This is a genomic window from Pseudomonas sp. RL_15y_Pfl2_60 (genome assembly GCF_963970595.1).
In the GTDB taxonomy this organism is placed as follows: Bacteria; Pseudomonadota; Gammaproteobacteria; order Pseudomonadales; family Pseudomonadaceae; genus Aquipseudomonas.
The window spans coordinates 158,431-172,288 of sequence record NZ_CAXAOE010000002.1 but is presented as its reverse complement, the minus strand read 5'-3'; the positions used below and the strand labels follow the sequence as shown (position 1 = coordinate 172,288).

Here is a 13,858-nt window from a genome sequence, read left to right as displayed (position 1 = left end):
ATCGCACATCTACCACGCTGCTGATAAGCGGGGGGTAGAACCGTTGTGATTGCTAGACAGGTTATCTTGAATGAGTCGCTTAACATCAAGTCATGAGTCATGGCTGTCAGCGATGCTGATGGTTGCGAAACATTATCGCTTGGATTTTTCAGAGGAGAATGTGCGGGTCGCACTGAGTTGGGAGCAAGATACGCCCCTGGATCTGTTGCTGGAAGACATGGGGCGTCAACTTGGGCTTGAGCTCTACATCACCGAGTTTTCAGAGCAGTTTCTTGATCCCCGGCACTTGCCATTTATCGTGCAGCTGGCCAATGGGGATATAGCTGTGCTCGAACGCATGGACAGTGCCGGGCAAGTGTCCATGCAGTTCAGTAATGAAGGTGGTCTAGCGCAGACCATGGGTGTCAGTGAGCTATCAGAGCAGGTTGAGCGCCTGCTTGTATTGCGGCCCTTGACGACTATCGCGGATATCCGGGTTGATGAATACATCAAGCCGTTCAAGAAAAACTGGTTCTGGGACATTGCACTACGCGACTGGCGTCGGTACGGCGAGATTATTGCCGCCTCCCTGGCGATTAACGTCTTGGCGCTTGCCAGCATCGTATTTTCTTTGCAGGTCTATGATCGCGTCATCCCGGCGCAGTCATATCCTACTCTGTGGGTTTTGTTTGGCGGGCTGATGCTGGCTATTACCTTCGAGTTTACCCTGCGCATGGTGCGCACTTATGTCTCGGATTCGATTGGTAAGCGTGCCGATCTCAATATCTCAGACCGTGTACTCGGCCATGCGTTGCGTGTTCAAAATAGCGCCAGATCCAAGTCAACAGGTTCGTTTATTTCTCAGATACGTGAGCTGGAGCAGGTGCGGGAGTTGATCACGTCGACAACGATCAGCGCCGTTGCAGACCTGCCGTTTTTCTTCTTGTTTGTATTTATTCTCTGGATGATTGGTGGCCCGCTGGTGTACGTGGTTTTGGCTGCAGTCCCGATGCTGTTGATTCCAGGCTTGCTAGTGCAGAGACCTCTTGCGAAGTTGTCCAACGATGGAATGCGCGAGTCAGCTATACGCAACGCCACCCTAGTTGAGACGGTGGAAAGCATCGAGGATATCAAGCTACTTCGTGCAGAGCAGCGTTTTCAAAATCAATGGAACTATAACAACGAGGTTGCGGCGAAAATCAACATGCGCCAACGGTTTTGGACGTCCTTGTTGATGACCTGGACCCAGCAAGTATCCAGCTTGGTCTATGCGTCAGTATTGTTGATTGGCTGCTATATGGTCATCCAAGGTGATTTGACCACGGGGTCACTGGTTGCCATGACCTTGTTGTCGTCGCGTACCATTGCGCCGCTGTCGCAGATTACCGGTGTACTGTCGCGTTGGCAGCAAGCCAAGGTGGCGCGCAAAGGCCTGGATGAACTGATGAGTCGGCCGATTGATCAGCCGGAGCGGGGCAAGGCGGTACACAAGGCTTCCCTGCGTGGCGCCTATCAGCTCAAGGATGTGGAGTTTCGCTACGATCCCGATGGTAAAACCTCGGATATCGGTATTTCAGCATTGACGATCAAGGCTGGGGAGAAAATAGCCATCCTGGGCCGCAATGGCGCAGGTAAATCCACGGTTTTGCAATTGCTTTCCGGCATGCGTTTCCCCACCCAAGGCCAGCTTCTGCTGGATGATATTGCCATCACCTCGCTGGATACGGCTGACTTACGCCGGGACATGGGTTTTTTGCATCAGAACTCACGACTATTTTTCGGCTCGATTCGCGAGAATCTGACCATGGGCAGGCCGCTGGCCACTGATGATGAAATCTATCGCGCCTTGCTGATGAGTGGTGCGCTCTCGTTCGTGCAGAAGCAGACGAAGGCGCTCGACTATATGATTCTCGAAGGCGGCTACGGCCTTTCGGGCGGGCAACGCCAGGCATTGATGTTGGCGCGCATGCTGCTCACCCAGCCCAATATCCTGCTACTTGATGAACCTACCGCGGCAATGGATGACGTGACCGAACGCGAAGTCATTGCTCAGCTCAAGGCATGGCTTGGGCCGCGCACCTTGATCCTTGCAACGCACAGACCAGCGCTTCTGGAATTGGTCGAGCGGGTCATCATCGTGGATAACGGAAAGATCGTGATGGATGGCGAGAAAAGCGAAATCTTGAAAAAGGTCTCAGGACATTGAGCATTCATCAAAGGTGCGCTGTGAATATGGAATCGAAATTACCTGCAAAACATTCGGCAACGAGGCACCACCGGGAGCAACCGTTAAGAGGGTCGAGTCTTACAATTCTTGTTATCTTGCTGTTGCTAGGCTGCTTTCTTGCCTGGGCCTCATACTTTGAACTGGATGAAGTGACTACAGGCATCGGCAAGATTGTCCCTTCGGCGCACGAACAGACCATTCAATCGCTTGAAGGCGGCATTCTCAAACAACTTTATGTAAGAACGGGGGATATCGTGGAGCAGGGCCAGACCTTGGCCCAACTGGACATCATCAAATCTGAATCTGCTGTTCAGGAGACTCGTTCACAATATGCCGCAGCCTTGGCCACGGCCTCGCGGTTGCGTGCGGAAGTCGACGGTACGCCGCTTGCTTTTCCGGCAGAGCTTGATGGCCAGTTGCAGTTGATCAAGTCGGAAACCCAGCTCTACAAATCACGGCGTAAGAACCTGGAGACGACTCTTGCCGGGCTCAATCGTGAGCTTGAGTTGGTCAGAGGTGAGTTGCGTATGACAGAGCCATATGTTTCCAGAGGGGCCGCCAGTGCCGTGGATGTGTTGCGTTTGCGCAGGCAAATCAGCGAATTGCAGAACAAGTTGGCGGACACCAGCGGTCAATATCTGGTCAAGGCGCGAGAGGAGCTGGCAAAAGCAAGCCGTGATGTCGCGTCCTTGCGTTCGGTCATTCGTGGGCGCCAGGATTCCCTTAGTCGCTCGACCCTGACGGCCCCGGTCCGAGGCATCATCAAGGATGTAGAAGTGACCACCACGGGAGGCGTGATTCCGCCCAATGGCAAGTTGATGACCATTGTGCCCTTGGATGACAGTATTCTGGTCGAGGCCCGTATATCGCCGCGTGACATTGCCTTTATCCATCCTAAGCAAAAGGCATTGGTCAAGATTACGGCCTACGACTATTCAATTTACGGCGCACTGACCGGGGAGGTGACGATCATTTCCCCCGATACTATCCAGGACGAAGTCAAGCGCGATGAGTTTTATTACCGCGTCTACATTCAGACCGATTCTGCTGAACTGGAAAACAAGGCGCATCAGAAATTCCCGATCTTTCCTGGGATGATTGCAAGCGTAGACATCGGCACTGGCAAAAAAACAGTTCTCACTTACTTGATCAAGCCCTTCAACAAAGCCAAGGAAGCACTACGCGAGCGCTAAGTCCTTTGCTATTGGGCGCTGTCTTTAAGTTCTTGCAGGCTTCAGTAACAAGATCAGCGCCCTGATGAGCCGCCAAAAAGGCACCAAAACCTGTAGTCTGGGTCTGAGTGTTGGTGGTTGCCCTTATTTACTGCGCTAAGCTCAAAGGCAATCAAAGGGTTCATTCAAGCAAAGGAGTTCAGCATGGGATATCAAAAGATCCAGATACCGGCAGTCGGTGACAAAATTACCGTTAATGCAGATATGTCGCTCAACGTCCCGAATAATCCGGTTATTCCCTACATCGAAGGGGATGGCATCGGCGCTGATATCAGCCCCGTCATGATCAAGGTTGTTGATGCAGCAGTCGCCAAGGCATACGACGGCAAACGCAAGATTTCCTGGATGGAAGTCTATGCAGGAGAGAAGGCCACTCAAGTCTACGATCAGGACACATGGCTGCCCAAAGAAACCCTGGAAGCGGTACGTGACTATGTTGTCTCGATCAAGGGCCCGCTGACCACCCCTGTAGGTGGCGGTATTCGCTCGCTGAACGTTGCGCTGCGCCAGGAGCTGGATCTGTATGTCTGCCAGCGCCCGGTGCGCTGGTTTACCGGGGTGCCTAGCCCGGTTAAGAAGCCAGGCGATGTCGATATGGTGATTTTCCGCGAGAACTCCGAAGATATTTACGCCGGGGTTGAGTGGAAAGCCGGTTCACCTGAAGCCGAAAAGGTCATCAAGTTTCTCACCGAGGAAATGGGTGTCAAAAAGATTCGCTTCACTGAAAACTGCGGCATCGGCATCAAGCCTGTTTCACTTGAAGGCACCAAGCGCTTGGTTCGCAAGGCCCTGCAGTATGCGGTCGATAACGACCGTAGCTCGGTAACCCTGGTACACAAGGGCAATATCATGAAATTTACCGAGGGCGCCTTCAAGGAGTGGGGCTACGAAGTTGCGCGAGATGAGTTCGGCGCTCAATTGCTCGATGGCGGCCCATGGATGCAATTCAAAAATGCGAAAACCGGCAAAAACATCGTGGTCAAGGACGTAATTGCTGATGCGATGCTGCAGCAGATTCTATTGCGGCCCGCCGAGTACGATGTGATCGCCACGCTCAACCTCAATGGTGACTACCTGTCTGATGCCCTGGCGGCCGAGGTGGGCGGGATTGGCATTGCGCCAGGCGCCAACCTGTCCGACACCATCGCCATGTTCGAGGCGACGCACGGCACTGCACCCAAGTATGCCGGCCAGGACAAGGTCAACCCAGGCTCGCTGATTCTATCTGCCGAAATGATGCTGCGGCACATGGGCTGGCTTGAGGCGGCCGATTTATTGATCAAGGGCACCGAGGGCGCGATTGAGGCCAAGACAGTGACCTATGATTTCGAGCGGTTGATGGAGGGCTCGAAGCTGATGTCTTGCTCGGAGTTTGGTGACCAGATGATTTCGCACATGTAGTCAGCAGGCAAGAAAAAGCCGGTTATCTAACCGGCTTTTTCATCCATCGTTAGACTTCTACTGTCGTGTCGTGGGTTTGAGTGACGGTAGCTGGCGCCTCGGTGCTGGCCATGACGTTGGTGATGTTGACTGCATGAAGTCCTTTGGGGCCCTGAATAATGTCGAAGCTCACAGGTTGTCCGGCTTTCAGCGTTTTATAGCCGTCCATCTGGATCGCCGAATAATGGGCGAATAGGTCCTCATCGCCGCCATCAGCCACGATAAAACCATAACCTTTAGCGTTGTTGAACCACTTGACCTTACCGCTTAGCATGCTGATATCCCTCTGCAAAGGACCCCGTCTCTGGGGTATCATCCACTTTGATTTCGCGCCATCCCTTGTCCATTTGCGGGGTAAAGCGCGGAACCCCTTACACCCAATCCGGGTATTTATTGTTTGTAACACCGATTTGCCGATAGTCAAGGTGATTCAGTGCATAAATACTGAGCTGCACCATACTTTGGATTGGGTCATTCATTCGCCCTACAACGAACTTTTACAACCATGCATGCAAGTAGCCAGATTCGACTAACATTCAATCAGGATCAACCTGCACATCATGAGGACGACTCCACAGGCACTGTTGTGCAGGAGTCAAAGCCCGCACTGCAGGCGCCGCCAATGTACAAAGTTGTCTTATTTAATGATGACTACACGCCAATGGATTTTGTGGTGGAGGTGCTGGAGACGTTTTTCAGCCTAAATCGCGAGCTGGCAACCAAAATTATGCTGACCGTCCATACAGAAGGGCGGGCCGTATGCGGTGTGTTTACCCGCGATGTTGCCGAAACCAAGGCAATGCTGGTAAACCAGTACGCAAAAGAAAGCCAGCATCCACTACTCTGTGAGATCGAGAAGGACGGTTAGTACCGTTCGCTTGGGCATGAGGTGAAGCTATGTTAAATCGAGAGCTCGAAGTTACCCTCAACTTGGCATTCAAGGAGGCTCGTACAAAGCGTCACGAGTTCATGACAGTAGAGCATTTGCTACTGGCCCTATTGGACAATGAGGCTGCAGCCAGTGTGCTGCGAGCCTGTGGTGCAAACCTCGATAAGCTGCGGCACGATTTGCTGGAGTTCATCGATTCAACCACGCCACTGATCCCGCTGCACGACGAAGAGCGCGAAACCCAGCCAACTCTGGGCTTCCAGCGTGTCTTGCAGCGCGCGGTTTTTCATGTGCAGAGCTCCGGCAAGCGCGAAGTCACTGGTGCCAATGTGCTTGTTGCCATTTTCAGCGAGCAAGAAAGCCAAGCGGTATTTTTGCTCAAGCAGCAAAGTGTTGCGCGCATTGATGTGGTCAATTTCATTGCTCATGGCATTTCCAAGGTGCCGGGGCACGGTGGTCAGCCTGACGGTGAGCAGGACATGGGCGATGAAGAAGGCGGTGAATCTTCGATTTCCGGTAATCCGCTGGACTCCTTTGCCAGCAATCTCAATGAGCTAGCCCGCCAGGGTCGGATTGATCCGCTGGTCGGTCGCGAAACTGAAGTTGAGCGTGTTGCGCAGATCCTTGCGCGGCGGCGTAAGAACAACCCGCTGTTGGTGGGTGAGGCCGGTGTCGGTAAAACCGCAATCGCCGAAGGCCTGGCCAAGCGCATCGTCGATAACCAGGTTCCGGATCTACTGGCTGACAGCATCGTCTACTCGCTGGATCTCGGCGCGTTGTTGGCCGGCACCAAATACCGGGGCGACTTCGAGAAGCGTCTCAAGGCGCTGCTCAACGAGCTGCGCAAGCGTCCTCACGCGATTCTGTTCATCGATGAGATCCACACCATCATCGGTGCAGGTGCAGCCTCTGGCGGCGTCATGGACGCATCCAACCTGCTCAAGCCAATGCTTTCCTCGGGTGAAATCCGTTGTATTGGTTCGACCACCTTCCAGGAATTCCGCGGCATCTTCGAGAAAGACCGCGCGCTGGCAAGGCGTTTCCAGAAGGTTGATGTGGTCGAACCGTCGGTAGACGACACCATCAGTATTCTTCGCGGTCTGCGTGCGCGTTTCGAGCAGCACCACAATATCGAATACAGTGATGAGGCGTTGCGCGCCGCCGCTGAACTGGCTTCGCGCTACATCAACGACCGGCATATGCCGGATAAAGCCATTGATGTGATTGATGAGGCGGGAGCCTATCAGCGCCTACAGCCAATCGAAACGCGTGCTAAGCGCATTGATGTGGCCGAGGTTGAGGATATCGTCGCTAAAATCGCGCGAATTCCGCCTAAGCACGTCAGCAGCTCTGATAAAGAATTGCTACGCAACCTTGAGCGCGATTTGAAGTTGACCGTGTTTGGTCAGGAAGCCGCTATCGACTCGTTGTCGACGGCGATCAAGCTTTCGCGGGCGGGTCTGAAAGCGCCAGACAAGCCAGTTGGCTCGTTCTTGTTCGCGGGCCCGACAGGTGTCGGCAAGACCGAGGCGGCGCGTCAATTGTCGAAGTCGCTTGGTATTGAGCTGATTCGTTTCGATATGTCCGAATACATGGAGCGCCATACCGTTTCGCGCTTGATCGGTGCGCCTCCAGGTTACGTTGGTTTTGATCAGGGCGGCTTGCTGACAGAAGCCATCACTAAAACACCGCATTGTGTGCTGTTGCTCGATGAGATCGAGAAGGCGCATCCAGAGGTGTTCAACTTGCTGTTGCAAGTGATGGATCACGGCACATTGACGGATAACAACGGTCGCAAGGCTGATTTCCGTAACGTCATTCTGATCATGACAACTAACGCTGGCGCAGAAACGGCAGCCCGTGCATCGATTGGTTTCACCCATCAGGATCACTCAAGTGATGCGATGGAGGTCATCAAGAAGAGCTTTACCCCAGAGTTCCGCAATCGCCTGGATACAATCATTCAGTTCGGTCGCTTGAACACTGAGGTGATCAAGAGCATTGTCGACAAGTTCCTCACCGAGTTGCAGGCGCAACTTGAGGACAAGCGCGTCATGCTTGAAGTCAGCGAAGCTGCACGTACATGGCTTGCGGAGTCGGGGTACGACGCCACCATGGGCGCACGTCCGATGGCGCGTTTGATTCAGGACAAGATCAAGCGTCCACTGGCAGAAGAAATTCTGTTTGGCGAGCTGTCAGATCATGGCGGGGTGGTGCATGTCGACCTTGAAGGCGGTGAGCTAACCTTCGAGTTTGAGACAACGGCCGAGATGGCTTGATCGGTAGTGCCCGGCCAGGCTTGCCTGGCCGGTGCAGCAACAAAAATGCCCGGCTGATAACCGGGCATTTTTTGTATCTGCTGTTTATGCAAATACACTTAAACGCATTGCGCTGCAGGTTCTAGGCTAAAGCTAAAGACGAAGCAAAAAAACAACGTCCAGGTAGATTCAACCCTGTTAGCGCAAAGCGGTTTGCAGGTATTAACGAGCGCGGTAGGTGATGCGACCTTTGCTAAGGTCGTAAGGCGTTAGCTCAACGCGCACCTTATCGCCGGTCAAGATACGGATGTAGTTTTTGCGCATCTTTCCGGAGATGTGCGCAGTTACGACGTGCCCATTTTCCAACTCCACGCGAAACATGGTGTTGGGCAGGGTGTCGACGACAGTGCCTTCCATTTCGAAGCTGTCTTCTTTCGACATGCAGTAAAGCCCTCGGTATCCAATGAATGGCCCGGTGCAACTGGCGCCAGGCAAAAGCGGCGTGCATTGTGCCCGAAAACAGGTGCTTACGCCAAGTGATCCTCAGAAAAAGGTAGCAAGCTGTACCTAATCAAGGCCCAGAATGGGCAAAACGCCGGTTAAACGGCAGTCATTCGCCATGATCTGCTTGAGTCACGCTTGTTTGGAAAATACCCAAGCAAGCTGTTTTAGTCAGCCGTCTACACGAGGCTAAGCCAGCGCTGGTTGATGAAGAGCTCAATGGGGCGGTATTGAGTCTTGTAGTTCATCTTCCTGCAATTTTTTATCCAGTAACCCAAGTACACGGCATGAAGCCCAAGCCGGACGGTCTCGGTTATCTGCCAAAGAATGGCGAAGCGACCGAGGCTGCGGCGCTCCTGGCTTGGCTCGTAGAAGGTGTAGACCGCAGATAAACCATTGGGCAACACGTCGGTTACCGCGAGTGCAACCAGTTGGCCGTCAAGGCGGAATTCGAAGAAACGACAAAAAGGCAGGTCGCGTACCAGAAAGGTCGAAAACTGCTCGCGACTTGGCGGGAACATGTCGCCGTCCGCATGGCGCTGCTCAATGTAGCGTGAATACAGCGCGTAATACTCTTCGGTAAAGCTCGGGCGAACGCTGGTGACTTGAATATCAGTGTTGCGTTTGATGATCCGCCGTTGCTGTCGGTTAGGGCTGAAATCAGCTGCCGGAATGCGCGCAGGCACACACGCCGTACAGCCTTGGCAGTGTGGACGGTAAAGATGGTCGCCGCTGCGCCGAAAACCCATTTCCGATAGCTCTGCATACACCTGGCCATCCATTGGTTGGCTAGGGTCGAGGAACAGCGTTGTGGCCTGTTCATCGGGCAGATAGCTGCAAGGGTGAGGCTGGGTCGCATAAAACTTCAGACGGGCCAGCTCGGTCATATTTGACTCTCGTGGAATGCCTTTAATCAGTGTAAGCCAGACAAGCTGACTCGACTAGCCGATAGAGGATTGCCAATCAATTGCGCAGGGTTGATCAAGGTGTTGGCGCAAGGTGCTGGCAAACAGTTGGCGGCTGATGGCCCTGGCGCCAAAACTGTGCAGGTGCTGAGTCGGCATTTGGCAATCGATCATCACGAAGCCTGCGGTTTTGAGATGTTCAACCAAGGTAACAAAGCCAACTTTCGATGCATTGTCGGCGCGACTGAACATCGATTCACCAAAAAATAGCCGTCCCATTGCAAGACCATACAGGCCGCCAACCAATTGCTGGTCTTGCCACACCTCAACCGAATGCGCCAGCCCTCGCTTGTGCAGCTCTAAGTAGGCGTCGCGCATGCTGCTGGTAATCCAGGTTTCATTAGCGTAGGCGCGCGGCTCGGAGCAAGCGGTAATGACTGCGGCGAAGTTCTGGTCGAAGGTGACCCGATAGCGTCCTTGGCGCAGTACTTTGCCCAGGCTGCGTGAAACATGCAGTTCGTCAGGAAATAGCACCGTGCGTGGGTCTGGTGACCACCAGAGAATCGGCTGGCCATCACTAAACCAGGGGAAGCAGCCATGGCGGTAAGCCATGATCAGGCGCTCGGCACTCAAGTCGCCACCCGCTGCGAGCAGTCCGTTGGGTTCTTGCAGGGCTTTGTCGAGGGCGGGAAAGTGCAGTGAGTCGCGTTGTAACCAGGTCAGCATTGAATTGGCCCGAAAGGGTAGGGCGGTGCATTGGCAGCCGCCCGGTTCATCTGTTAGCCGAGAGTGATAAGCCCGCTGAGCTGGTATCAGTTGTCGTCGAGGAACTTCTCAACATCCAGTGCGGCCATGCAGCCAGCGCCCGCAGAGGTAATGGCTTGGCGATAAACGTGATCCGCCACATCACCAGCGGCAAACACGCCTTCAATACTGGTAGCCGTTGCATTGCCTTCGCTGCCACCTTTGATTTTCAGGTAGCCGTCGTGCATGTCGAGCTGGCCTTGGAACAGGTCGGTGTTTGGCTTGTGGCCAATGGCGATAAACACGCCGGCGAGCGGCAGGTCCTGGGTTTCACCAGTTTCGGTGCTTTTCAGGCGTGCGCCGGTGACGCCGCTGGCATCGCCTAGGACCTCTTCGAGCGTGGTGTTCCAGTGCATGCGCATATTGCCATTGGCAACTTTGTCGAACAGCTTGTCTTGCAGGATTTTCTCGGAGCGCAGCTTGTCGCGACGGTGTACCAGATGGACTTCCTTGGCGATGTTGGACAGGTACAGCGCTTCCTCGACTGCAGTATTGCCGCCGCCGATGACTGCAACGACCTGGTTGCGGTAAAAGAAGCCATCGCAGGTCGCGCAGGCGGAAACACCGCGGCCAGAGAATGCTTCTTCCGATGGCAGGCCAAGGTATTGCGCGCTGGCGCCGGTGGCGATAATCAGGGCATCACATGTATAGGTGCCATTATCGCCTTTGAGGGTGAACGGGCGCTGCTGCAACTCGGCGGTGTGGATGTGGTCGTAGACTAGCTCGGTGTCAAAGCGCTCGGCGTGTTTTTGCATGCGCTCCATCAATGCTGGACCGGTCAAACCTTCAACATCACCCGGCCAGTTGTCGACCTCGGTGGTGGTGGTTAGCTGGCCGCCGGGCTGGATGCCGGTGATGATCACAGGCTTGAGATTGGCCCGTGCTGCATAGACTGCTGCGCTGTAGCCGGCAGGGCCGGAACCTAGAATGATCAGACGTGAATGCTTGACTTCGCTCATAGAAACACCTCATAAGCCTTTGTCACCAAAGAGAATGCATGCTCAAATTGAACTGCGCGGAAATAGCTTGGCGGCTATGCTACACCGAAGCAGGCTTGAGCGGGAATCAAGGACTATTGTCTGCGGCAAAACTACGCGCAAGCCTGCACGGAGCATGGCGTCGCGCCGCTAAACCCGTACAATAGGTGGATAAGTCATAACTCGCCATTGGCTTTGTTGCAGGCCATGGCACAGGAACAGATGCGTTTTGAAGAAAACTAGCCCTACAGCTCAATTGCCCATGTGGCGTCAGCAATTACCGTATCGACTCAAGGAAGGGGCGCTTATTGCTCTCGGAGCACTGTGCCTGTACGTCTGGATGGCCTTGCTGACCTACGATCCAAATGACCCGGGCTGGACCCATACCAGTAATGTCGCCCAGGTGCAGAATGCGGCGGGGCGCGCTGGTGCCTGGTCCGCTGACATCCTGTTTATGGCGCTGGGCTATTTCGCTTATCTGTTTCCCCTGTTGCTTGGGGTCAAGACCTTGCAGGTATTCCGCGCCCGGCATGAGCCTTGGCAGTGGAGCGGCTGGCTGTTTTCCTGGCGTTTGATTGGCCTGGTATTCCTGGTGCTCTCGGGTGCTGCACTGGCCTACATCCACTTCCCGGCGGGTAACAGCATGCCGGCCTCATCCGGCGGCGCGCTGGGTGAAAGTATCGGTCAATTGGCTGAAAATGCCTTGAATGTGCAGGGCAGCACGCTGTTGCTGATCGCTTTGTTCCTGTTTGGTTTGACCATTTTTACCGATTTATCCTGGTTCAAGGTCATGGACCTGACCGGCAAGATCACCCTGGATTTGATTGAACTCATCCAAAGCCTGGCCAATCGCTGGTGGAGCGCTCGCACTGAGCGTAAGCAGTTGCGTATCCAGTTGCGCGAGGTTGATGAGCGTGTAGCGGAAGTGGCGGCCCCCGTGGCTCGCGATCGCCGCGACCAAGTCAAGGCCAAGGAACGCATGATTGAGCGTGAAGATTCGCTGAACAAGCACATGAGCGCCCGCGAAGGTCGTCCGGCGCCAATTATTACACCGCCTTCGGCACCTGCTGTGCCTGAGCAGAGCAAGCGCGTGCAGAAAGAGAAGCAGGTACCGCTCTTTGTCGACAGCGCGATTGAAGGCACATTGCCGCCAATTTCATTGCTTGACGCTGCGGAAAAAGTGCAAAAGCAATTCTCGCCTGAGTCGCTTGAGGCCATGTCGCGGCTGGTTGAAATCAAGCTCAAGGAGTTTGGTGTCGAGGTCATTGTCGAGTCGGTCCATCCAGGCCCGGTGATTACCCGTTTTGAGATCCAGCCCGCTGCGGGGGTCAAGGTCAGCCGTATTTCCAACCTGGCCAAAGACCTTGCGCGTTCGATGGCGGTAATCAGTGTGCGCGTGGTCGAGGTCATTCCCGGCAAGACCACCGTCGGTATCGAGATTCCCAACGAAGATCGACAGATGGTGCGTTTTTCCGAAGTCTTGTCGTCCCCCGAGTACGATGATGCCAAGTCGCCTGTCACCCTGGCTTTGGGGCATGACATCGGCGGTAAGCCGGTCATCACCGATTTGGCGAAGATGCCGCACCTGCTGGTAGCCGGTACCACGGGCTCCGGTAAGTCGGTTGGTGTAAACGCCATGATCCTGTCGATTCTGTTCAAGTCCACGCCTGAGGAGGCGCGCTTGATCATGATCGACCCGAAAATGCTTGAATTGTCGATCTACGAAGGCATCCCGCACCTGCTTTGCCCGGTGGTAACCGACATGAAGGAGGCCGCCAACTCGCTGCGCTGGAGCGTTGCCGAGATGGAACGTCGTTATAAGCTGATGTCGAAGATGGGCGTGCGCAACCTGGCCGGTTTCAACCGCAAGGTCAAAGATGCAATCGAGGCGGGCACGCCGATTCCGGATCCACTGTATCGCCGTGAAAGCATGGAAGACGAAGCACCACTGCTCAAGCCGCTGCCGACTATCGTGGTGATAGTCGACGAATTTGCCGACATGATGATGATCGTCGGCAAGAAGGTTGAAGAACTGATCGCGCGTATCGCCCAGAAAGCCCGTGCTGCAGGTATTCATTTGATCCTGGCCACGCAGCGCCCGTCGGTTGACGTGATCACCGGCTTGATCAAGGCCAACATTCCAACGCGGATGGCGTTCCAGGTGTCGAGCAAGATCGACTCGCGGACCATTCTCGACCAGGGTGGTGCCGAGCAATTGCTGGGCCATGGTGACATGCTCTACTTGCCGCCAGGCACCGGCTTGCCGATACGTGTACATGGCGCATTTGTTTCGGATGACGAGGTTCACCGTGTGGTCGAGGCCTGGAAACTGCGCGGCACGCCGGACTATATCGAAGAAATCCTGGCCGGCGTCGAAGAGTCGGGCAGTGGCTTTGAAGGCAGTAGCGAAGGCGGTGATGACAGCGAAGATGACCCGCTTTACGACGAGGCTGTACGCTTTGTGACTGAAAGCCGCCGTGCATCGATTTCAGCCGTGCAACGCAAGCTCAAGATTGGTTACAACCGTGCCGCACGCATGATCGAATCAATGGAAAACGCCGGTGTCGTAACCTCAATGAGCACCAACGGCTCACGTGAAGTTATAGCCCCAAGCCCTGTTCGCGATTAATTGTTTTCAACCGAATC

At 54.5% G+C, this 13,858-nt stretch carries 11 protein-coding genes; 6 read left to right on the top strand and 5 right to left on the bottom strand.

Annotated features, from left to right (window positions below):
- Positions 1–70: 70 nt before the first annotated feature.
- The 3 genes from AACY26_RS05995 to icd all read left to right on the top strand — a co-directional run bounded on the left by AACY26_RS05995 (position 71) and on the right by icd (position 4,839).
- Complete coding sequence (locus AACY26_RS05995) at positions 71–2,185, top strand: type I secretion system permease/ATPase (RefSeq protein WP_339512011.1); 2,115 nt, start codon at positions 71–73, stop codon at positions 2,183–2,185.
- A 26-nt stretch (positions 2,186–2,211) separates the two neighbouring features.
- The gene (locus tag AACY26_RS05990) at positions 2,212–3,399 is read left to right on the top strand and encodes an HlyD family efflux transporter periplasmic adaptor subunit (protein WP_339512009.1); all 1,188 of its coding nucleotides are present in this window, start codon (positions 2,212–2,214) and stop codon (positions 3,397–3,399) included.
- Positions 3,400–3,582: 183 nt separating this feature from the next.
- The gene (icd, locus tag AACY26_RS05985; protein ID WP_339512007.1) at positions 3,583–4,839 is read left to right on the top strand and encodes an NADP-dependent isocitrate dehydrogenase; all 1,257 of its coding nucleotides are present in this window, start codon (positions 3,583–3,585) and stop codon (positions 4,837–4,839) included.
- A 49-nt stretch (positions 4,840–4,888) separates the two neighbouring features.
- Here the strand turns inward: icd and cspD are convergent, their stop codons facing one another.
- Entirely contained in the window at positions 4,889–5,152 is a 264-nt protein-coding gene (gene cspD / locus AACY26_RS05980; protein ID WP_339512005.1) for a cold shock domain-containing protein CspD, read from the bottom strand.
- 231 nt (positions 5,153–5,383) lie between these two features.
- On the opposite strand from cspD, the gene clpS reads away from it, so the two are divergent.
- Both clpS and clpA read left to right on the top strand, forming a co-directional pair.
- Positions 5,384–5,746: an ATP-dependent Clp protease adapter ClpS gene (gene clpS / locus AACY26_RS05975; protein ID WP_339512003.1), complete on the top strand. Its 363-nt coding sequence runs from the start codon at positions 5,384–5,386 to the stop codon at positions 5,744–5,746.
- Positions 5,747–5,775: 29 nt separating this feature from the next.
- The gene (gene clpA / locus AACY26_RS05970) at positions 5,776–8,046 is read left to right on the top strand and encodes an ATP-dependent Clp protease ATP-binding subunit ClpA (protein WP_339512001.1); all 2,271 of its coding nucleotides are present in this window, start codon (positions 5,776–5,778) and stop codon (positions 8,044–8,046) included.
- Between the two features lie 201 nt (positions 8,047–8,247).
- Here the strand turns inward: clpA and infA are convergent, their stop codons facing one another.
- From infA to trxB, 4 genes are all read right to left on the bottom strand, one after another.
- A complete protein-coding gene (gene infA, locus AACY26_RS05965) occupies positions 8,248–8,466 on the bottom strand; it encodes a translation initiation factor IF-1 (protein WP_002553999.1) in 219 nt (72 codons plus the stop codon).
- A gap of 239 nt (positions 8,467–8,705) precedes the next feature.
- Positions 8,706–9,413, bottom strand: a complete 708-nt coding sequence (locus tag AACY26_RS05960) for an arginyltransferase (protein ID WP_339512000.1) — start codon at positions 9,411–9,413, stop codon at positions 8,706–8,708.
- Positions 9,414–9,467: 54 nt separating this feature from the next.
- Positions 9,468–10,157: a leucyl/phenylalanyl-tRNA--protein transferase gene (gene aat / locus AACY26_RS05955; RefSeq protein WP_339511998.1), complete on the bottom strand. Its 690-nt coding sequence runs from the start codon at positions 10,155–10,157 to the stop codon at positions 9,468–9,470.
- Positions 10,158–10,243: 86 nt separating this feature from the next.
- Positions 10,244–11,194 (bottom strand): thioredoxin-disulfide reductase, encoded by a 951-nt coding sequence (gene trxB / locus AACY26_RS05950; protein ID WP_339511996.1) that lies wholly within the window; start codon positions 11,192–11,194, stop codon positions 10,244–10,246.
- 280 nt (positions 11,195–11,474) lie between these two features.
- On the opposite strand from trxB, the gene ftsK reads away from it, so the two are divergent.
- Positions 11,475–13,841 (top strand): DNA translocase FtsK, encoded by a 2,367-nt coding sequence (gene ftsK / locus AACY26_RS05945; RefSeq protein WP_339513095.1) that lies wholly within the window; start codon positions 11,475–11,477, stop codon positions 13,839–13,841.
- Positions 13,842–13,858 lie beyond the last annotated feature (17 nt).